Annotated in this window: 16 protein-coding genes; 7 read left to right on the top strand and 9 right to left on the bottom strand. The window is 72.5% G+C overall.

Annotation, left to right across the window (positions count from 1 at the left end; all coding sequences use genetic code 11):
• Positions 1 to 5: 5 nt before the first annotated feature.
• Positions 6 to 1,613: a PucR family transcriptional regulator gene (locus ACYVOM_RS01080; protein WP_460301272.1), complete on the bottom strand. Its 1,608-nt coding sequence runs from the start codon at positions 1,611 to 1,613 to the stop codon at positions 6 to 8.
• Positions 1,614 to 1,720: 107 nt separating this feature from the next.
• Between ACYVOM_RS01080 and ACYVOM_RS01085 the strand changes: the two genes are divergently transcribed.
• Positions 1,721 to 3,004 (top strand): aspartate aminotransferase family protein, encoded by a 1,284-nt coding sequence (locus ACYVOM_RS01085; RefSeq protein WP_460301273.1) that lies wholly within the window; start codon positions 1,721 to 1,723, stop codon positions 3,002 to 3,004.
• Complete coding sequence (locus ACYVOM_RS01090) at positions 3,004 to 4,494, top strand: CoA-acylating methylmalonate-semialdehyde dehydrogenase (protein WP_460301274.1); 1,491 nt, start codon at positions 3,004 to 3,006, stop codon at positions 4,492 to 4,494. The genes ACYVOM_RS01085 and ACYVOM_RS01090 overlap by 1 nt, the downstream gene beginning before the upstream one ends.
• 39 nt (positions 4,495 to 4,533) lie before the next feature.
• Here ACYVOM_RS01090 and ACYVOM_RS01095 read toward each other — a convergent pair whose 3' ends face one another.
• Complete coding sequence (locus ACYVOM_RS01095; protein WP_460301275.1) at positions 4,534 to 5,697, bottom strand: alpha/beta hydrolase family protein; 1,164 nt, start codon at positions 5,695 to 5,697, stop codon at positions 4,534 to 4,536.
• A 183-nt stretch (positions 5,698 to 5,880) separates the two neighbouring features.
• On the opposite strand from ACYVOM_RS01095, the gene ACYVOM_RS01100 reads away from it, so the two are divergent.
• From ACYVOM_RS01100 to ACYVOM_RS01120, 5 genes are all read left to right on the top strand, one after another.
• Positions 5,881 to 6,927, top strand: coding sequence for a GDSL-type esterase/lipase family protein (locus ACYVOM_RS01100; protein WP_460301276.1), 1,047 nt, complete (start codon positions 5,881 to 5,883; stop codon positions 6,925 to 6,927).
• A gap of 231 nt (positions 6,928 to 7,158) precedes the next feature.
• Positions 7,159 to 9,261, top strand: coding sequence for a serine/threonine-protein kinase (locus tag ACYVOM_RS01105; RefSeq protein ID WP_460301277.1), 2,103 nt, complete (start codon positions 7,159 to 7,161; stop codon positions 9,259 to 9,261).
• 32 nt (positions 9,262 to 9,293) lie between these two features.
• Positions 9,294 to 10,238, top strand: coding sequence for a PP2C family protein-serine/threonine phosphatase (locus ACYVOM_RS01110; protein WP_460301278.1), 945 nt, complete (start codon positions 9,294 to 9,296; stop codon positions 10,236 to 10,238).
• Complete coding sequence (locus ACYVOM_RS01115; RefSeq protein ID WP_460301279.1) at positions 10,235 to 11,680, top strand: hypothetical protein; 1,446 nt, start codon at positions 10,235 to 10,237, stop codon at positions 11,678 to 11,680. Before ACYVOM_RS01110 ends, ACYVOM_RS01115 begins: the two co-directional genes overlap by 4 nt.
• A 101-nt stretch (positions 11,681 to 11,781) precedes the next feature.
• A complete protein-coding gene (locus ACYVOM_RS01120; protein ID WP_460301280.1) occupies positions 11,782 to 12,603 on the top strand; it encodes a glutamate ABC transporter substrate-binding protein in 822 nt (273 codons plus the stop codon).
• Here ACYVOM_RS01120 and ACYVOM_RS01125 read toward each other — a convergent pair.
• From ACYVOM_RS01125 to ACYVOM_RS01155, 7 genes are all read right to left on the bottom strand, one after another.
• Entirely contained in the window at positions 12,600 to 13,190 is a 591-nt protein-coding gene (locus ACYVOM_RS01125) for a GTP-binding protein (RefSeq protein WP_460301281.1), read from the bottom strand. The genes ACYVOM_RS01120 and ACYVOM_RS01125 overlap by 4 nt on opposite strands.
• Positions 13,171 to 13,560, bottom strand: coding sequence for a DUF742 domain-containing protein (locus tag ACYVOM_RS01130; RefSeq protein WP_319816947.1), 390 nt, complete (start codon positions 13,558 to 13,560; stop codon positions 13,171 to 13,173). Before ACYVOM_RS01130 ends, ACYVOM_RS01125 begins: the two co-directional genes overlap by 20 nt.
• Positions 13,557 to 13,964 (bottom strand): roadblock/LC7 domain-containing protein, encoded by a 408-nt coding sequence (locus tag ACYVOM_RS01135; protein WP_460301282.1) that lies wholly within the window; start codon positions 13,962 to 13,964, stop codon positions 13,557 to 13,559. The genes ACYVOM_RS01130 and ACYVOM_RS01135 overlap by 4 nt, the downstream gene beginning before the upstream one ends.
• Positions 13,964 to 16,198, bottom strand: a complete 2,235-nt coding sequence (locus tag ACYVOM_RS01140; protein WP_460301283.1) for a sensor histidine kinase — start codon at positions 16,196 to 16,198, stop codon at positions 13,964 to 13,966. Before ACYVOM_RS01140 ends, ACYVOM_RS01135 begins: the two co-directional genes overlap by 1 nt.
• Before the next feature lie 241 nt (positions 16,199 to 16,439).
• Positions 16,440 to 17,954, bottom strand: a complete 1,515-nt coding sequence (locus tag ACYVOM_RS01145) for a prenyltransferase/squalene oxidase repeat-containing protein (protein WP_460301284.1) — start codon at positions 17,952 to 17,954, stop codon at positions 16,440 to 16,442.
• Positions 17,951 to 18,793, bottom strand: coding sequence for a terpene synthase family protein (locus ACYVOM_RS01150; protein ID WP_460301285.1), 843 nt, complete (start codon positions 18,791 to 18,793; stop codon positions 17,951 to 17,953). Before ACYVOM_RS01150 ends, ACYVOM_RS01145 begins: the two co-directional genes overlap by 4 nt.
• Before the next feature lie 34 nt (positions 18,794 to 18,827).
• Positions 18,828 to 20,078 (bottom strand): cytochrome P450, encoded by a 1,251-nt coding sequence (locus ACYVOM_RS01155; RefSeq protein WP_460301286.1) that lies wholly within the window; start codon positions 20,076 to 20,078, stop codon positions 18,828 to 18,830.
• Positions 20,079 to 20,220 lie beyond the last annotated feature (142 nt).

Here is a 20,220-nt window from a genome sequence, read left to right on the forward strand (position 1 = left end):
GCGGCTCAGTCCTCGGCGGGGCGGCGGACCGAGGCGAGCGCGAGGAGCGCCACGTGCAGGGACGCGCAGGTCTCCACGTCGTCGAGGTCGGTGTCCAGGACCCGTTCGATCCGGCGGAGCCGCTCGTACAGGGCCGGCCGCGAAAGGTGCGCGCGCTGCGCGGCCTCGGCCTTGTTGCGCCCCGCGGCGAGATAGACGCCGAGGATGCCCGTGAGGTCGGCTTTGCGCTGCGCGTCGTACTCCAGCAGCGGTCCGAGTTCGCGCTCCACGAAGGTCTGCAGCCTGGCGTCGTCGCGCAGCAGGTGCAGCAGGCCGCGCAGCCGCAGGTCGGGCAGCCGGTAGAAGGGCAGGTCGCCGGCCCCGCGCGAGGCCACGTCGGCGACCTGCTCGGCCTCCAGGAACGAGCGCCGCACGTCGCGCACCGACTCGACGACCGAGCCGCACGCCACGACGGTGTCGGGAGCCTTCTCACGGAGCGCGCCCGCCATCGCGGTGAGGGTCCGGTCGACCTGGGCGCGGTGCGGGAGCGAGGCGAGCACGCCGACGCGCGCCTGCCCGGTGCCCTCGCCGAGCACGCCGACGAGCGCGGCGAGGCCCGCGCTCCGGGCGGCCGCCGCGGTGGCCTCGGCGAGGTCGGCGAGCGCCTCGGGGGCGCACCGTCCGCGCGGCCTGACCACGACGCCGAGCAGCCTGCGCCCCGAGAGCTGGACGCCCAGGGCGCGGGCGCGCGCGGCGGCCTCCTGCGGGTCGGAGTAGGCGTGCGCGAGGATCGCGCTGATGATCGTGCCGTGCGCCTGCCGCTCCAGGGAGGCCTCGTGCCTGTCCAGCAGCCTGCCGAGCGCCAGCGTGGTCGCGGCCCGCTCCACCAGGACGATCTCGCGCGGGGTCGGGGGCGCGCCCGCCTGCACGATGAGCCGCCCCCAGTCCTCCCCGCGCGCGCCGACCATGGTGACGAGCCAGCCGCTCGTCTCGTCGTAGGCCGTCCGCTCGGCGGAGCGCACCGCGCGCGAGCGCGTCTCCCACAGCGCGAGCAGCTCGCCCGGGTCGCGGCCCGCGGTGTCGGCGGCGAGCACCTGGTGCGACAGGTTCTCCAGCACCGCGGGACGGCCGGCGAAGACCGCGACCTGCCTGATGACCTCGTCCGGGCCCGCGCCCTCGACGCTGAGCTGGGTGAAGGCCTCGTGCAGTTGGTCGGACGCGCGCAGCTCCTCCAGCTGGGCGTCCAGGATCATCGCGTGGACGGCCTCGGTGACGTCGACGAAGAGGGTCTCGCGCTCCAGCGCGATCACCGGGACACCGAGCCGCTCGGCCTCCTCGACCAGCGCCCGGGGCAGCTCGCCCTGGTAGCGCCTGCCGAGTTCCACGATGAGGCCGCTCACCCCGACGTCGGCGAGGGCGGCCACGTAGTCCCGCAGCCGGGACGCCTCGTCGGGCAGCGCGATCCCGGTCGTGAGGACGAGTTCGCCGCCGCGCAGCAGCGGGGCGATGTCGGCGATCTCGGCGACGTGGACCCAGCGCACACGCCGGTCGAGGCGGTCGCCGCCGGCCACCACCCGGGGCCTGCCGCGCCGCACGGGATCGAGGCCGAGGATGTCGGCGAGCGTGGGCAGCATCGCCTCATCATCCTAGGTGACCTGCGTGAACATGCTGTAAAGCCTTCAGTCGATTCGCCGACATGTTGCAGGTGGCCCCGGCTCCCCCGCCAGCCGAGACTGGCACCATGTCGGAACTCCTGGCGCGGCACCGCGCGGTCATGCCCCACTGGATGAGCCTCTACTACGACCAGCCCATCGAGATCGCGGGCGGCAAGGGCAACCACGTCGTCGACTCCGACGGGAAGTCCTACCTCGACTTCTTCGCGGGCATCCTCACCAACATGATCGGCTACGACGTCGCCGAGGTGCGCGAGGCCGTCGAGCGGCAGATCGCGACGGGCGTCGTGCACACGTCCACGGTGTACCTGCTGCGCGGCCAGGTCGAGCTGGCCGAGAAGATCGCCCGCCTTTCCGGCATCCCGGACGCCAAGGTGTTCTTCACCAACTCCGGCACCGAGGCCAACGAGCTGGCGCTGCTGCTGGCGACTGTCGCGCGGCGCAGCAACCAGGTCCTGGCGATGCGCCAGAGCTACCACGGCAAGTCGTTCGGCGCGACCGCCGTGACGTCGAACCGAGCCTGGAAGAACAACGGCCTCAGCCCGTTCAACGTGAGCTTCCTGCACGGCGCCGACCGGCACCTGCCGCAGTTCGCGCGGCTGTCCGACCACGACTACACGGCGGTGTGCGTCGAGGACCTCCGGCATGTCCTGGCGACGTCCACCGGCGGCGACGTGGCCGCGCTGATCGCCGAGCCGATCCAGGGCGTCGGCGGGTTCACCATGGCCCCCGACGGCCTTTTCGCGGCCTACAAGGAGGTGCTGGACGAGCACGGCATCCTTTTCATCGCCGACGAGGTCCAGACGGGGTGGGGCCGCACCGGCGAGAACTTCTGGGGCATCGCGGGCCACGGCGTCGTCCCGGACGCGATGACGTTCGCCAAGGGCCTCGGCAACGGCTTCGCCATCGGCGGCGTGGTCGCGCGCGGCGACCTGATGGACGGCCCGCACGCGGTCGGCCTCGCCACGTTCGGCGGCAACCCCATCTCGACGGCCGCCGCGAACGCCACCCTCGACTACGTGCTCGACCACGACCTCCAGGCCAACGCCGCGGCCCGCGGCGCCGAGATCATCACCGGCCTGCGCGAGGCAGCCCCGCGCTTCCCGTTCGTCGGCGACGTGCGCGGCAAGGGCCTGATGTTCGCCCTGGAGCTCGTGGACCCCGAGACCCGCCGCCCCGACCCGGCGCGCGCGACGGCGATGATGGAGGCGACGAAGGCCCGGGGCCTGCTCGTCGGCAAGGGCGGCCTGTACGGTAACGCCATGCGGATGGCTCCGCCGCTCACCCTCACGCAGGCCGAGGCCGCCGACGGCCTGCGCATCCTCGTCGAGTCGCTGGAGGCGATCGCCTGATGGGTAAGCACGTCACGCACTGGATCAACGGCAAGGCCTGGAGTGGCACCGCCCAGCGCGCCGGAGACATCTACAACCCCGCGACCGGAGCCGTCACCGGCACCGTCGACTTCGCCTCGGCGGCCGACGTGGCCGAGGCCGTCGCGTCCGCCAAGGCCGCGTTCCCCGGCTGGCGCGACACCTCCCTCGCCCAGCGCGCGAAGATCCTGTTCCGCTTCCGCGAGCTGCTCGTGCGCGACTCCGCGGAGCTCGCCGCACTGGTGTCCGCCGAGCACGGCAAGGTGCTGTCGGACGCCGCGGGCGAGGTCGCGCGCGGCCTGGAGGTCGTGGAGTTCGCCTGCGGCATCCCGCACCTGCTGAAGGGCGGCTTCTCCGAGAACGTCTCCAGCAGGGTCGACGCCTACTCGATCCACCAGCCGCTCGGCGTCGTCGCCGGGATCACCCCGTTCAACTTCCCGGCGATGGTGCCGATGTGGATGTTCCCGATCGCGATCGCCTGTGGGAACACCTTCGTGCTGAAGCCATCGGAGAAGGACCCCTCGGCGGCGTTGAAGATCGCGGAGCTGTGGGCGGAGGCGGGGCTGCCCGAGGGCGTCTTCACCGTCGTGCACGGCGACAAGACCGCGGTGGACGCGCTGCTGGAGCACCCCGACGTCAAGGCGGTCTCCTTCGTGGGCTCGACCCCGATCGCGCGCTACATCTACGAGACCGCGGCCCGCCACGGCAAGCGGGTGCAGGCGCTCGGCGGCGCGAAGAACCACATGCTGGTGCTGCCCGACGCCGACCTCGACCTCGCCGCCGACGCCGCGGTGAACGCCGGGTTCGGCTCGGCGGGCGAGCGCTGCATGGCCATCTCGGTGCTGGTCGCGGTCGACCCCGTGGGCGACGAGCTGGTCGCCAAGATCTCCGAGAGGGTCGCCGGGCTCGTCACCGGCCCCGGCGACGACCCCGCCTCGGAGATGGGCCCGCTCGTCACCCGGCAGCACCGCGACAAGGTCGCCTCCTACCTGACGTCGTCGGTCGAGCAGGGCGCGACGCTCGCCGTGGACGGTCGCGAGGGGCTGCCGTCGGGCGACGGCTTCTGGCTGCGCCCGACCCTCATCGACGGCGTCACCGCCGACATGGACTGCTACAAGGACGAGATCTTCGGCCCCGTCCTGTCCGTCGTCCGGGTGGGCAGCTTCGACGAGGGCATGGCGCTCATCGACGCCAACCCCTACGGCAACGGCACCGCGATCTTCACCAACGACGGCGGCGCCGCCCGGCGCTTCCAGAACGAGGTGGAGGTCGGGATGGTCGGCGTCAACGTGCCGATCCCCGTGCCGATGGCCTACTACAGCTTCGGCGGCTGGAAGGCCAGCCTGTTCGGCGACAGCCACGCGCACGGCACCGAGGGCGTCCACTTCTACACCCGCACCAAGGCGGTGACGGCCCGCTGGCTCGACCCGTCGCACGGCGGCGTGAACCTGGGCTTCCCCACCAACGGCTGACGGAGCGCGCGCCGGGCCCCGCGCGGGGGCCGGCGCGCCTCAACCGAGCGGGCCCGGCCTGCCGAGCATGCCCGGGTAGTGGTGCACCGCCTCGTCCAGCCAGTCGAAGACCCGCTGGTCGAAGCGCGAGCGGTTCCACAACTCCAGCGGCCCCGCGGTGCCCTCGCCGCGGGTGAACACGGTGAAGGTCTTCGGGCAGTCCAGCGCCTGGAAGAACTGCGCGGCCCGGTGCGAGAACAGGTCGGCCTCGGCCGCCGCCACGAACGTCGGGCAGGCGATCGAGCCCGCGACGTCCGACAGCCGGTAGCGCGCCAGGTCGGCCACGTAGTCGCCGAGGTCCGCGAAGCCGTGCGCCCACATCCCGGCGCCCCGGTACAGCCACGCCATGACGGGATCGGCGAGCGCCTCCTCGCTCGGCGGATCGGCGCCGAGGTCCCACGGTCCCGGGTCGGTGACGAGGGCGGCGACCTCGGGGAAGGCCGCCGCGGTGCGGGCCGCGAGGAACCCGCCGAACCCGATGCCGAACAGCGCGATCCGGTCCGGGTCGACTTCCGGGCGGCGTCGGAGGAACGCCATCACCGGGGCCATCACGTACTCCCAGTCCGGCCGCATCGGCAGCCCGAGTTCGATGAGCGCGTGGCCCTGGCCGGGGCCGTCCAGGAGCAGGCAGTGGTAGCCGCGGCGGACCGCGGGCAGGCCGTGGGCGGCCCACCGCTCGTGCGCGTTCGTGCCGACGCCGCCGACCGACACCACCACAGGACGCCGCTCCGGCTCATCGCCGACTTCCTGGGCCGGGCAGAGGTACCCGCGCAGCTTGACCGACTCGTAGGGGATCTCGACCTCCCGCAGCTTGCGCAGCTCGGCGAACCTGCGGAAGGCCTCCTCCTCGCGGCGGAACCCCTGCGCGAGCCGTGGGTCCACCGGGGTGCCGTACAGCGGGTAGCACGCCGTCCGGTAGTAGGTGGACGCCCTGAGCCACGCGTCCGCGGCGCTGATGTAGTGGCTCCTGTCGTCGCTCACCGCCGCCCACTCCGCGACGGTGTCGCCCAGCGCCGTCCAGGAGCGGTACCAGCTCGCCGCGTCCCCCTCGGCGACCGCCGCGGCGGCCGACTGGCACTCGCCGAACTCCGCGGCCCCGCGCGGGATCATCGTGAGCGCGCGCGCCGCGAACTGCTGGAGCAGCGGATCATCGAACAGACGCATGCCCAGCCCCTACCCTGCGTACATGGGGTCGATGCCGCGGGTGACGATACCGCGGCCGGGCCGTCCGGGGGCGGGCGGGGGAATCGGGGGGCGGCGTTGGGGTGGACGGCGGGGCACCGCGCGATGATGGTCGGTCCGTGCCCGGGGAGCGAGTTCCCGCCTCCGGGGTTCGGAGGGCGCACGGTGCGCCAGGTGGTGCTGCTGCACCGGGGCGGTACGCGGCTGCGGGTGTGGTTCAGCAACCGGTTCGGACGCTCCGCGCTGCGGCTGGGTCCGGCCAGGGCGGCCCGGCACCTGGGCGGCGGACGGGTCGCGATGGGCGGGGCGGCCCTGGTGTTCGGGGGGCTCGCCGAGGTGGAGATCCCGCCGGGCATCGAGGTCGTCAGCGATCCCGTCGACCTCGCCGTGCCCGACGGGGCCGAGCTCGCCGTCACGGTCGCGGTCGGCGAGGACGGCGGGGCCGCCACGAAGCATCCCGAAGGGCTCCAGACCGGCTACGTCCGCAAGGACGCCGCCGTGGACGCCCCGTGCCTCGCCGGCGCCGAGGAGTTCTCCGAGCTGCACTGGATCCGGGGCGTCGACCTGTGCGGGGTGCCCGCGCCGGGCGAGCCGGTCATCGTGGCGTTCGGCGACTCGCTCACCGACGGGTCGGGCACCACGCCGGGCGCGCACCAGCGCTACCCCGACCACCTGTGGCGGCGGCTCGGCGCGCGGGTGCTCAACACCGGGATCGGCGGGAACCGGCTGCTGGCCAACGGGTTCGGCCCGGCCGGGATGCTGCGCTTCGCCGACGACGCTCTCGCGGTGCCCGGCGCGACCCACGTGATCATCGCGCTGGGCGTCAACGACCTGGGGCTGGCCGGGTCGGCGGGGCAGCGGGAGGTGGCCGCGGCCGAGCTGATCGCCGGCTACACCGCGCTGGCCGCGCGGGCGCGCGAGGCGGGGGTGGTGCCGGTCGGCGCGACGCTGCCGCCGTTCGGCGGGGTGGTCCACCCCGGCTGGCACACCGCGCGGGGCGAGAAGACCCGCACGGAGTTCAACGCGTGGATGCGGGCGGCGGCCTCCTCCGGCGTCTTCGCCGGCCACCTCGACATGGACCGGGCGCTGCGCGATCCGGCCCGGCCCGCGCTGCTGCGCGACGACCTGCACTTCGGCGACGGGCTGCACCCGAACGACGACGGCGCGCGGGCCATCGCCGAGGCGGTCTCCCCCGCCGCGTTCGGACTCTGACGAGGTGAATCCCCCGGGAAGTCACTTTCCACGAGTTTCCGGCCGGAGCCGGAACCGCACTTTCACCCGTCCGCGACCCCGCGGTTTTTCGCATGATGCCCACCTGATTGAACCTGTTGCGGGAATCTCGCATCCAAAGAGAAAAGCAGTGGTCACGCACAGTGCAGCGGCGGAGGCGGGGTGGGGGCAAACAGTACCGAAAGGCGAAGCTTGTCCGATAATGGGGAATTGATGGACCACAAGCCGACCGTCGCGGACGACGGTTTCCCCAGGACGGGATCGATCAAGCCGCCCGCGGCTTGGACGACCCCCGCTCCGCCCGGTAACACGAGCGGCAGATCCCGCCGGGGTCTGCTGGGCGCGGGGCTCGTCGAGGTTCCTCCGGTGCCTTACCGGGACCCAGCCGAGGCCGTGCTGGAGAACCCGGTCGTCGCCGAGCGGCGGCGGTTCTGCCGCTGCGGCGAACCCGTCGGGCGCGGCAAGGCAGGCGGCCCGGGGCGGGCCGAAGGCTTCTGCCCCAGGTGCGGCGCGGCCTATTCGTTCGTGCCGAAGCTGCGGGCGGGCGAACTCGTCGGCGGCCAGTACGAGGTGCTCGGCTGCCTCGCCCACGGCGGGCTCGGCTGGGTCTACCTCGCGCGCGACCGCAACGTGAACGACCGCTGGGTCGTGCTCAAGGGGCTGCTGGACACCGACGACCCCGCCGCGGGCGCCGTCGCCGCGGCCGAGAAGGCGTTCCTCGCCGAGGTCGAGCACCCCAACATCGTCCGGATCTACAACTTCGTCCAGCATCCAGAACCCCGCACGTTCGCCATGGTCGGCTACATCGTCATGGAGTACGTCGGCGGGCGGTCGCTCAAGGACGTCCTGCTGGAGCACCGCGACAAGCACGGCCAGGACACCGCGCTGCCCCTCGGACAGGCCATCGCCTACGCCCTGGAGGTCCTGCGGGCCATGGGGTACCTGCACGCCCTCGGCCTCCTGTACTGCGACCTCAAGCCCGACAACGCCATCCAGGCCGAGGAGCAGCTGAAGCTCATCGACCTCGGCGGGGTCCGCCGCATGGACGACTTCACCTCCGCGATCTACGGCACCGTCGGCTACCAGGCGCCCGAGATCGCCGGGCTCGGCCCGTCGGTGGCCTCCGACCTGTTCACCGTCGGCCGCACCCTCGCCGTCCTCAGCTTCCCCTTCCGGCACTTCACCACCAGCTACCTCGCCGACCTCCCGCCGCGCGACCAGATCGACGTGCTGCGCGAGCACGAGTCCTACGACAGGTTCCTGCGCCGCGCGACCTCCCGCGACCCCTTCGCCAGGTTCACCGACGCCGTCGAGATGGCCGAGCAGCTCACCGGCGTCCTGCGCGAGGTGCTCTCGGCCGAGGACGGCGAGCCGCGGCCCGCACCGTCCACGCTGTTCGGGCCCGAGCGCCGGACCGTCTCGGCGGAACTGGACCCCGGGCGGGCCGCGGCGGCCCTGCCCGTCCCGGTCCTCACCCCGACCGGCGACGGCGTGCCCGCGCCCGCCGCCGGCGACGACGACCCGGTGGCCGTCCTCACCGCGCTCGCCGGCGCGGCGGGCCCCGGCGCGCCGGCCGACCTGCTGCTGCGCAGGGCCATCGCGCACATCGAGCTGGGCGGCCGCGACGAGGCCCGCCAGGTCCTCGCCGGACTGCCCCAGGGCGACTGGCGCGCCGACTGGTGCCAGGCCATGGCCGCGCTGGCCGCGGGCGAGGCAGCCGAGGCGCGCACCCGGTTCGACGCCCTGTACTCGCTGCTCCCCGGCGAACTCGCCCCCAAGCTCGGCCTCGCCTTCTGCTGCGAGCTGCTCGGCGACCTGCCCGCGGCCGAGCGCTACTACGAGGCCGTGTGGCGGACCGGCCGCTCCCACGTCAGCGCCGCCTTCGGCCTGTCGCGGGTGCGCCTGGCGGCGGGCGACCGCGCCGGTGCCGTCGGCACGCTCGACTCGGTCCCCCCGGTCTCCAGCCAGCGCCAGGCCGCCGGCATGTCCGCCGTACGGGCCCTCATCCTCGGCCGCTCCCCCGCGCAGCTGGCCGAGCAGGACCTCCTGGACGCCGGACGCCGCCTCGACCGGCTCAGGCTCGACGCCGAACGGCACGGCAGGCTCGCCGCCGACGTCCTCGGCGCCGCCCTCGGCTGGGTCCTCGCCGGGCACACCTCGGCCTCCGTCCTGCTCGGCTACCCCCTCACCGAGCGCGGGCTGCGGAGCGGGCTGGAGCGGACCTACCGGACCCTCGCCCGCCTCTGCGACGACACCCCGGAACGCCACAGGCTGATCACCCGTGCCAACGCCGTTCGGCCGAGAACACTCCTGTGACCAGCCCGCCAGCTCCCAGCGAACGGAACGACATGCACTGCCCGATCTGCTCCGCAACGGTCCTGCCCGGTGATGTGTTCTGTGAGGCCTGCGGCCACCGCCTCGACGGGCGGGACGGAGCCGAGGGCGGCGAGTCCCGGCGCTCACCGACCGACCACGCGGAGATCGACCTCGGCCACGACGCGGCCGCGGTCACCGACCGCGGGCTGCGGCACCCCACCAACCAGGACGGCATGGCCCTCGCGCGCACCCCTGCCGGGATCGTCACGGTCCTCGCCGACGGCGTCTCGGCCTCGCCCCGACCCGAGGAGGCCTCCCGCGCCGCGGTGGAGACCGGCCTCGCCGTCCTCACCGCAGAACTGGAAGCCGGCGCCGACCCCCGCGACGCGACCCGCACCGCGGCCCTGGCCGCCGCCAAGGCCGTCGCCGCCCTCACCGCCGAGCGGACCTCCGCCCCCGCCTGCACCTACATCTCCGCGGTCACCGGGAGGTCCGGCGACCGCGACGTCATCACCCTCGGCTGGATCGGCGACAGCCGCGCCTACTGGGTGGGCGCGACCGGCGACGAACTGCTCACCGAGGACGACTCCTGGGCCGAATACGTGATCTCGCACGGGATGATGTCCGAGGAGGAGGCCTACGCCGACCGCCGCGCGCACATGCTCGTCGGCTGGATGGGCGCCGACGCCCGCGAGATCGACGTGCACGTCCTGGTCTACGAGCCCGAGGTCCCCGGCGCCCTCATCGTCTGCACCGACGGCCTGTGGAACTACATGGCCTCGCCGATCGCCATGGCCGCCGCCGTCGCCGACCCGCTCGCCGACCCCGTCTCCGGGCCGCTCACCGGACCGCGCGGGAAACGGCGCACCCCGCTGTCGGTCGCCCGCGAACTCGTCAGGACCGCGCTGCACGGCGGCGGCCACGACAACATCACCGTCGCCGTCGTCCCCGTCGAGGCGGGCGGACTCGACCTGTGACCGCGCCGAGGGCCGCAGGAGCGCCGCCGCGGGCGGAGACGACCGCGGCGTCCCCGGGCGCGCGGGCCCTGCCCGCCGAGGCCGCCGGGCGCCTGGGCCTGCCCCGGCGGCGCGGCAGGCTGCGCGCGCCCCGCACCGTCCCGGCCCGCCTCTGGCTGTGGACCGCCGCGGTCGCCGTCGGGGTCGCCGCGCTGTTCTGGGCGATCCACGCGGGCGTGGCCGAAGCCCGCGAGGGACTGCGGGTCGTCGGGCGCGGCGCCGGACCCCAGGCCGTCAAGACCGGCGACCTGTACCTGGCGCTCAGCGGCATGGACGCGCAGCTCGCCGGGGTCCTGCTCGTCGGCCGCGAGCACACCCTCGGCCAGGGCAGGGACGTGTCGCTGGCGATCTACGAGCAGCGACGCAAGGAGGCGGGCAAGGCCCTCCTGGAGACCTTCGAGATCACGAGCCAGGACGAGCAGGGGGTCAAGACCGTCCAGTCCGTGCTCAACGGCCTCGGCGAGTACGAGCGGCTCGCCGCCCGCGCGATCGTGCTCGACGAGCGGACCAGGCACGCCGCCGGACCGCCGCCCCGCGAGGTCCTCGCCGTCTACCGGCGGGCCACCGACCTCATGCACACCGAACTGCTGCCGCAGGCCTACAACCTGACGCTGGAGAGCGCCGCGATCGTCCGGCGCACCTACGTCTCGGAGACGGCCCGCGCCACCGACGCCCTCATCCGCGTCGGCGTCGCCGCCGCCGTCCTGCTCGCCCTGCTCGCGGCCCTCCAGATCGGCCTCTCGCGCCGGTTCCGGCGGACCGTGAACCCGCCGCTGGCGCTGGCCACCGCCGCCGTCCTCGCGCTGTCCGGCCTCGCGCTGGCCTCGCTCGCCCGCTCCTCGGCCCACCTGCGCGAGGCCAAGGAGGAGGGGTTCGACCACGCCCTGACCTACACCCGGACCCGCGCGATCAGCAGCACCGCCGCGGCCGACCAGCTCCGCTGGCTGCTCGACCCCGACCGGGCCGAGACCTACGAGCAGGTGTACTTCGACACGTCCCAGACCATCGCCTACGTCCCGGCCGGCAACCTGGAGGCCTACTACGCGGCGATCGCCAAGGCCCCGGTCAAGGGCGGCTTCCTCCAGGACGCCGACGCCTCCGACCCCGTCCTGGTGCGCTACCGGGCCTTCCAGAAGTCCGACCGGGCCCTGCGCGACCTCGTCGGCGCGGGCAGGACCAGGCAGGCGATCGTGCTGCGCACCGGAAGCGCCGTAGGCACCTACGACGCCTACGACCTGGAACTCTCCAAGCTCGTCGGCGCGGGCAAGGCCGCGTTCGGCGACGGCATCGCGCAGGGCGAGGAGGACCTCGAAGACTGGAACACCGGCCTGCCCGCGGCGGCCCTCGTCGTCCTCGCGCTGGTCCTGCTCGGCGTCCGGCCCCGCCTCGCGGAGTTCCGGTGAGCGCGCCCCGCTGTGAGTCACCCCGCCAGGGGGCCCCGCAGGGGCGTCCGACACGAACGTCATCCAGCGTCCGGCGCGGCCGGAGGAGAGGACCACGGACCATGGGAAGCGGGCCGCGCCGCCTGCTCGCGGCGGTGCTGGCGGGCGCGCTCGCGCTCGGCGCCGGCGGGTGCGCCGAAGAGGGGCTCAAGGGCATCGAGGGCAAGAAGACCCTGCGGATCGGGGTGAAGTTCGACCAGCCGGGCATCGGCCAGCAGACCGCCGACGGCGGATTCGAGGGCTTCGACGTGGACGTCGCCCGGTATGTCGCGAACTACCTGGGCGCCGAGCCCGACTTCGTGTCGATCACCTCGGGCGACCGCGAACGGCTCCTGCGCGAGCGGAAGGTCGACCTCGTGGTCGCCTCGTACTCGATCACGCCCGACCGGCGCCTCGACGTCAACTTCGCCGGGCCGTACATCATCGGCCACCAGGACATCATGGTCCGCGAGGACGACGCCGACATCCACAGCGTGCACGACCTGCGCGGCAAGCGGCTGTGCAAGACGAGCGGCTCCATCTCCTGGCAGCGCGTCACCGTGGAGCTCGGGATCAAGGCGAGGCTGGTGTCCGCCACCACCTACGGCCAGTGCGTGGAGATGCTGGAGGCCGGCGAACTCGACGCGCTCACCACCGACGACGTCATCCTCGCCGGCTTCGCCCTCCGCAGGCCCGAGGCGTTCCGCCTGGTCAACGCCAAGTTCACCGACGAGAAGTACGGCATCGGCATCCACAAGGACGACATCGGCGGATGCGAGGCGGTCAACCGCGCCCTGACCAAGATGTACCAGGACGGGACCGCCGAGAAACTGCTGACCCGGTGGTTCCAGCCGACCGGGCTGGAGACCACCGGGCATGTCCCGCAGTTCGAGGGGTGCAGCTAGCGGGCCGCCCGCTGGCGCATCGCGTGCTGCACCAGGGTGATGAGGACCTCCTTGGAGGACTCCTTGGAGCGGGCGTCGCAGAGCAGGATCGGGATCTCCGGGGGGATCTGGAGCGCCTGCTTGACGTCCGCCACCTCGTAGCGCTGGGCGCCCTCGAAGCAGTTGACGGCGACGATGAAGGGGGTGCCGCGGCGCTCGAAGTAGTCGATCGCCGGGAAGCAGTCGGCCAGCCGACGGGTGTCGGCGAGCACGACCGCGCCGAGGGCGCCGAGGGCGACCTCGTCCCACATGAACCAGAACCGCTCCTGCCCGGGCGTGCCGAACAGGTAGAGCACGAACTCCTCGCCGAAGGTGATCCGGCCGAAGTCCATCGCGACGGTCGTCGTCTTCTTCTCCTCGACGCCGTCGATGTGGTCGACGCCGACACCGCGGTCGGTCAGGATCTCCTCGGTGCGCAGCGGTTTGGTCTCCGAGACCGTGCCGACGAGGGTCGTCTTGCCCGCACCGAAACCGCCCGCGACGAGGATCTTGATCGCGGTCGGCATCCGGCGGCGTGTTCCCGGAGCGCTAGAGGGCGCGGAGGCCATCGATCACCGCCTGGTACATCCTGAGGTCCTGCATGTCGATCTCCGGTGTGGGTTCCTGGACGGTGACGTGACCCTTGTCGAGAAGGTCGCCCAGCAGCACCCGGACCGTCCCCGAGGGGAGGTCGAGGTGCGCTGTCAGCTCCGCCACCGACATCATCGTCTGAGCTAGGCGGAGGATCGCCAGGTGCTCGGGCCCGAGCCCGATCACATGCGCCGGGACGGGTCCCGTCGCCTCCACCAGGGTGATCAGGTCGAAGGTGCCGCGGACGGGCTGAAGCCGTCCGCCGGTCATCACGTACGGCCTGACGAGGGGACCGGCGCCGTCGTCGGTCCAGCGGTCGGGATCCTGGCCCTCCGGCGGATAGCTCACGCCGACTCCGTCACCCGCGCCGGGGTGGAGAGATGGTGGCCGAGCTTGGTGACCATCATCGCCATCTCGTAGGCGATGAGGCCGACGTCCGCGTCCTCGGTGCTCAGCACGGCCAGGCAGGCGCCCTGACCGGCCACGGTGACGAGGAGGAACGCCGACCTCATCTCCACGATGGTCTGGCGCACCGCGCCGCCGCCGAACCTCTCGCCCGCGCCCTTGGCAAGGCTCTGGATTCCCGCGGACACCGCCGAAAGGTGCTCGGCGTCGTCGCGGCCGATTCCGTGCGACTGGGCCATGAGCAGGCCGTCGGCCGAGAGCACGATGGCGTGCTCGGCCTCGTTGACCCGCTTGACCAGGTCGTCCAACAGCCACGCCAGATCGGCGCCGGCTCCGGTCTTCTGCATCACTCGGTCTCACTCTCAACGGAGGCGGCCCTGCCGCGCAGTGTGCCGCTCTGGAACGCGCCCACGATCCTTCGGATCTCCTCGGGCGAACGGCCTGGATCGTCTTCGACGGAAGTCTCGGCGGGCTCGTCCCGCAACTGGGAGGCGAGGCTGGCCTGCGGAACCCGCACCGGCAGACCCGACAGCGTCGTCGGGGACTGCGGCGGCTCCTCGGCCGCCTGAGGCGCGTTGGCCGACGGCGCCTCCACGGGCGCGGGCGGGGGAACCAGGGCGGGGGCGGTGAACAGCTCCCCGTTCCGGCTCGGCGAGTCTGTGCTCTCCGGCATGGACGCCCCGACGACCGTCAGAGGCTTCGACGGCGCGCCGGTCTCTCCTTCCTCGATGAGTTCCCGCGGAATGATGACCACCGCGGTCGTGCCCTTGTAGGGCGAACGCTTGAGCATCACCTGGATGCCGTACCGCTCGGCGAGCTTGCCGACCACGTAGAGGCCGAGTTGGACCGAGCTGGAGAGGTTGAACTCCGGGGGGTCGGCGATCCGCTGGTTGATCAGTTCGAGGTTCTCGTCCGACATGCCGAGCCCGCGGTCCTCGACCTCGATCGCGTAGCCCGACGCCACCATGTGGCCGGAGATCTGCGCGTAGGTGTAGGGCGGCGAGAACGACACCGCGTTCTCGATGAGCTCGGCGAGCAGGTGCGCGATGTCGGCGACGGCCCGGCCGACGAGGTGGACCTCGTCGATCGGCATCACGGTGACGCGCGTGTAGTCCTCGACCTCGGAGACCGCGGAGCGGACCACGTCCACCATGGGCACCGGACGGCGCCAGCCGCGCGCCGGGGTCGCGCCGGAAAGGATGATCAGGTTCTCGGCGTTGCGCCGCATACGGGTCGCGAGGTGGTCGATCTTGAAGAGGTCCTCGAGTTCCTCGGTGTCGATCTCGCGCCGCTCCATGACGTCCAGCAGGGTCAGCTGCCGGTGCACGAGGGCCTGGGTGCGGCGGGCCAGCGACAGGAGGATGTCACGGATGCCGCGGCGCAGCTCGGCCTGCTCCACGGCGGTGCGGACCGCGGTCTCCTGCACGAGGTTGAACGCCTGGCCCACCTGGCCGATGTCGTCGTCACCGAACTCCAGCGGCGGCGCCTCGGCCTGGACGTCGAGGGTCTCGCCGTGGCCGAGCCGCTCGACGACGCTGGGCAGCCGGACCTCGGCGAGCTCGTTCGCCGCCTCCTTCAGCCGCTCCAGCTGCTGCACCAGGTGCCGCGCCGTGGTGACCGACAGGACGACGGACGCGACGACCGCGAGGAAGCCCAGACCACCGGCGAGGATCAGGCGGATGATGACGCCCGTGGCGATCGGCACCGAGTCGCTGACGAGCTCGTCACCGCCGCCGCGCATGATCGCGTAGGTCTTGTTGAACCAGGCCTCCGAGGCCGTGCTCCACTCGGCGAGGGTGACGACGCGGATCGGCTTCTTCGGGTTCTGCAGGTTGACGAGCTGCGTCTCCAGGGTGGTCGCCTGCTGGCGCTCAGGGCTCGCGTTGATCTCCTCCGCGGCCTTGGGGAAGGGCTCGGCCAGGTTCTGGGCGACCTCGGCGTAGGCGTGGTCCTGCGCGCCGACCAGCTTCAGGAAGTCGTTGTACTCCTCCAGGGTGAACCTGCCGCTCGACAGGACCTTGGACACCAGCGCGTCCTCCTGCGAGAACAGCTCGCGGGCCCGGTTGACGCTCACCAGCGTGCGGGTGTTGGCGGCGAAGTCGTCGTCGTCGAGGGTCGCCATGCCGTCGTACACGCGGAACATCGTGGTGACCGCGTCGGTGTACAGCTTGCTGCCGTGTCCGACGTACTGGTCGCTGGGGCTGTCGAACCACTGGCGGGCCTGCTCCAGGCTCGTCAGCGCCGTGAAGGACGCGTCGATCCTGTCTTCGAGCCTGTCGGAGGCGGCCAGGCGCACCGTGGTCGAGTCGGCGAGGCGCCGGTACTCGACCGCCGCGGCGTCGGTCTCCGCCCGCTTGTCCTTGACGGCCTTGAGGTTCGCCGGGGTGCGCTGGCCCGCGTAGATCATCGACAGCCGGCGCTCCTCCTGGAGCTTGATGACGAGGACGTCACCGGGCGTCGAGATCCGCTGGTCCATCTGCTGGACCCAGAGCAGGTTGACGCCTTCACGCAGGGTGACCCATGCGGCGAAGACCCACAGCGCGGCGAGCGAGAGCAGCAGTGCCGTGATTTTGGTCCGCACCCGAGAATTGCGGAGGCGCATATTACAGCCGCTCCATCGCACATAGACAGGGGGAGCGCCGAACTCAGCCCGACGTCCCGTTAACAAAGTCGAATCAACACGGCCCTGGATGTGCGGTACCGATTCCGATCGACGGTCAGACACGATAGCAACCCCAGTAGGGGAGCATCGCAGTAAACGACAACATCACAGCATCTTCCAGATAAGTCGCAGAAATGCGTTCCGGAGTATGAGGATGCTTCTACGTGACCAACACGTCGTCCAGGCGTCGCGACGGCCCGAGGACGCGCTCGGCGAGGCGTCGCGCGGCCAGCACGGTCGCCTCGACGATCGCCTCCGGGAGGTAGAGGTCCTTGTCGTGCCACAGCGCGGGGTGGTCGGCGCCCGCCTTCGCGAGGTACGCCGCGCCGGCGGCCGCGTCGGTGTCTCCGGGGCCCGTCTCGGGGTCGGCGAGGAGCAGGATGTGGAGGGCCATCGCGGTCTCCTCCGCGGTCGCGCCCCAGACTCCCCAGCCTCCCTCGGCCCGCCGGGTGGCGCGCACCCAGGAGACCGCCTTGGCGACGGTCCCGGCGCTCTCCGGGCCGCCGTACTCGGCGAGGGCGAGTGCCGCGGACATCGTCGCGTAGTACGGGGAGACGTGCCAGCGGTCGTCCCAGAAGCCCTCGGGGCGCTGGGTCTCGCGCAGGAACGCGGCGGCCTTGGCGGCAGCCTCCCCGTAGCGGGGGTCGGCGTACCGGGAACCGGCGCGGTGCGCGAGGGCATGGCCGACGGCCTCTAGGACGTGCGCGTTGGTCGTCACCGACCTGCCCTGCTCGCCGGGCCACGTGCAGAAATGCGTCTCGGTCGCGTAGCCGAGCAGCGCGTCCGGCGGGATCGGGCTGCCGACCAGGGCGAGCGCGTACAGCGCGCCGGAGGTCGTGTCGGCGTCCGTCGGCAGGCCCGCGGCGCAGGCGGCGCCGTGCTCGCCCATCGGCCCGGCGAGGCTGAGCACCAGTTCGGGGTGGACGGCGAACGACAGGCCCGCGCGGGCGAGCGCGACGAGCACCCAGCCGCGCTCGAAGACGGTGAGGGGCAGTCCCGGCGCGACGGGCCCGCCGTACTGGCGGGCGGCGGTCTCCAGGAACCTGCGCGCCGGGTCGTGCGCGGGAGGCTCGACCGGGCCGAGCCACGCCGCGGTCGCCGCGGGCGCGGCCCCGACGGTGCCGGTCACCTCCACCGGGGCGGTGGCCAGCCGGACCGCGCCGGGGCCGAGGACCTCCAGCGCGTGCAGCAGTTTGACCGGCAGCGGCTCCCCGCTCTCGGCGAGGCCGCGCACCAGGTCGAGCGCGCCGTCGTCCAGCGCGGCGGGCGCGGGCAGCGCGTCCGGCCGCCGGGCGTTGACCGCCCTGATGAGCGACGCGGAGATCAGTTCGATCGCCGGCATGTCGGGCAGCGGAGGCAGCTCGGTGAGGAGGGCGCGCGCGAACACCAGCCCGCGCTCCGCGGCCCGGGTCTCCCGCGCGCCTCCGGCGGACAGGAGCGCGTCCACGGCACTGAGCGTCTGCACGATGCGGTAGCCGGGCCCGTCCTCCGGCCCCCAGCCCCCGTCGGGCCGCTGAGCCTCCAGGAGGTAGGCGAGGCGCGCCTCGTGCCCGGTGAGCCAGGGCGTCAGCGCGACGAGCCTGCCGGTCTCGTAGACCGACGGCGAGGACCGGCCCCAGGGCTGGGCGAGCAGGCCGTCGACGAGCTCCTGGGCCCGCGCGTCGAGGCCGCTCACAGCTCGGCCCCCCAGTAGTCGGTGATGCCGTAGAAGCCCGAGCAGAACTCCATCTGGCGGCGCATGTAGCCGCCGTGCTCGGGCGGCAGCGGCGCGAGCAGGCGGCGGGCTTCGGCCATCAGCTCCTCGATGCGCTCCTCGACGGCGGTCTTGTCGGTGCCGGGCAGCAGCAGCGCGTTGAGGTCGCCCCACTTGAGGTCGCGCTCGTAGGTGCCGAGGTCGTTCAGCAGCCGGATGACGCGCTGGACGACCCGGCTCGCGTCGCGCAGCGCCGGGAAGTCCCCGGTGGCCCCGTTGGCGATCCAGTGCGCGAAGAAGACGAAGGAGAAGCCGAGGTTGTCGGCGTTGGCGAGGTAGCCGTCGAGGTCCGGGCGCGGCCCTTCGGACTTCCAGCGCCACTCCAGCGCCATGCCGTCGAGCATGACGTGCAGCTCGTCCCGCCAGATCGCGCGGAGGGCCGGGTCGTCGGGCAGGTCGTCGCGCAGTTCGGCGAGGAACGCGGTCAGCTCGTCGTCCGGCCCCGCCTCGGCGGCGGCGACCGCCTTGACGCGGGCGATCAGCCCGGCCACCTCGTCCTCGGACTTGGCCTGGTAGTCGACCAGCCAGTCGAGGCCGAACGCCCACAGGCAGGTCTTGTTGGCCGCGTCGAGCTGGTCGGCCCCGTACCAGGGGCCGGCGAACGCGGCGGCCTGGGCGAGCGTGCCGTAGAGGGCGGGGTCGAACTCGGGCTTGTCGTAGAGGCCCGGGTACTTCGCGGCCCACCCGCGCATCCGCCGCTGGGCCTGGCCCGAGACGGCGGCGGCGATGCCGCAGCCCCGGGCGTCGAGCAGGTCGTTCACCGCACGTCCTCGTGCTTCGTGGCCGGTCCGCCGGTCAGCGGGCCGGCCTGACGGTCATCATCACGCGTTCCAGCGGCCGCAGGGTCGCGCCGACCACCGGGGTCGGCTGCTCCGGCGTCACCGAGGTGAGCCGGAAGCGGCTGACGAACCCGGCGAGCAGCGCCAGCGCCTCCACGGCGAACAGGTGGTTGCCGATGCAGATGTGCGCTCCCCCGCCGAACGGGAAGTAGGCGTAGCGGTGCGGGGCCGGGGCGCCGGGCGCGAACCGCTCGGGATCGAACTCCTCGGGCCGGTCCCAGAACAGCGGGCTGCGCTGGGTGAGGTACGGGCTGATCAGGATGTCGGCGCCCTTGGGGATGCGGGTGCCCTCGATCACGTCCTCGCCCAGCGCGATCCGGCTGAACAGCCAGCCGACGGGCATGTAGCGCAGGAGTTCGTCGATGACCTGCTTGGTGTAGACGAGCTTCGGCAGGTGCTCGGGCGTGACCCGGTCGGATCCGACGACCTCGTCCACCTCGGCGCACAGCTTCGCGTAAACCTCGGGGTTCTCCCACAGGATCGGCATCGCCCACACCATCGCCGAGACCGTGGTCTCGCTGGCCGCGCCGTACACGCCGGAGAAGTTGTCGCGCAGCCACTTGGGCGAGGCGGGCAGGCCGTGCGGGTCGGGAGCGCCGAGCAGGAGCGTCAGGAGGTCGTCGTCGCCCTCTTCGGGCGTGGCCTCGGCGACGGCGTACATGTGCTTGTCGAAGGTCTTGATGGCGTCGTTGAACGCCTTGTCCTTCGGCCGCGGGACCCAGCCGGGCAGGAACGGGGTGACCACGCGCGGAATCATCGACGGGATGATCGCGTTGGTGGCCTCGGCGAGGTCGTCCACCTGCTCGCGGCTGATCCGCTGGCCGAAGATGACGCCGACGATCGCCTTGGTGACGATGGAGGCCATCAGGTCAAGGGCGTCGACGGGGGCGCCGGTGCGGGCCGCCTCTTCAATGGGGTCGAGGCCCTCGTTGATGAAGCCGGTGATGTCGGACTGGATCTGCTTGATGTGCCGGGCGGCGAACATCGGCTGGATGATCCGGCGACTGTGCATCCAGGCCTCCTCGTTCTGGCCGAGGATGCCGTCGCCGAAAAGGGCTTTCAGGGGCGCGTAGAACATGCCGCCGCGGGCGTAGTTGCTCTGGTTGGCGCGCAGGATGTGCTGGAGGTGCTCGGGCTTGGTCACCAGGTAGGGGCTGAGGACCTTGGCGTCGAGCTTGACGATGTCGCCGGCCGCCTGCCTGCCCAATTCCTCGAAGGTCCCCAGAGGGTCGCGGAGAAAGCTTGGAATGTCACGGTAGACGGGCAGCTTTCGCGCTTCCCGAGCTGGACTCAGTGCGGTATCCAGAGCCATTCTTCGGTGCCTCTTTCCTGAGCGGCTGTCAGCCCTA

This window comes from Actinocorallia aurea (assembly GCF_054783995.1).

Bases quoted from the DNA above. Each gene is read 5' to 3' on its own strand.
- ACYVOM_RS01105 (WP_460301277.1), top strand. From the start codon at position 7,159: ATGGACCACAAGCCGACCGTCGCGGACGACGGTTTCCCCAGGACGGGA.
- ACYVOM_RS01120 (WP_460301280.1), top strand. From the start codon at position 11,782: ATGGGAAGCGGGCCGCGCCGCCTGCTCGCGGCGGTGCTGGCGGGCGCG.
- ACYVOM_RS01085 (WP_460301273.1), top strand. From the start codon at position 1,721: ATGTCGGAACTCCTGGCGCGGCACCGCGCGGTCATGCCCCACTGGATG.
- ACYVOM_RS01080 (WP_460301272.1), bottom strand. From the start codon at position 1,613: ATGCTGCCCACGCTCGCCGACATCCTCGGCCTCGATCCCGTGCGGCGC.
- ACYVOM_RS01110 (WP_460301278.1), top strand. From the start codon at position 9,294: ATGCACTGCCCGATCTGCTCCGCAACGGTCCTGCCCGGTGATGTGTTC.
- ACYVOM_RS01125 (WP_460301281.1), bottom strand. From the start codon at position 13,190: ATGGCCTCCGCGCCCTCTAGCGCTCCGGGAACACGCCGCCGGATGCCG.
- ACYVOM_RS01095 (WP_460301275.1), bottom strand. From the start codon at position 5,697: ATGCGTCTGTTCGATGATCCGCTGCTCCAGCAGTTCGCGGCGCGCGCG.
- ACYVOM_RS01090 (WP_460301274.1), top strand. From the start codon at position 3,004: ATGGGTAAGCACGTCACGCACTGGATCAACGGCAAGGCCTGGAGTGGC.
- ACYVOM_RS01135 (WP_460301282.1), bottom strand. From the start codon at position 13,964: ATGCAGAAGACCGGAGCCGGCGCCGATCTGGCGTGGCTGTTGGACGAC.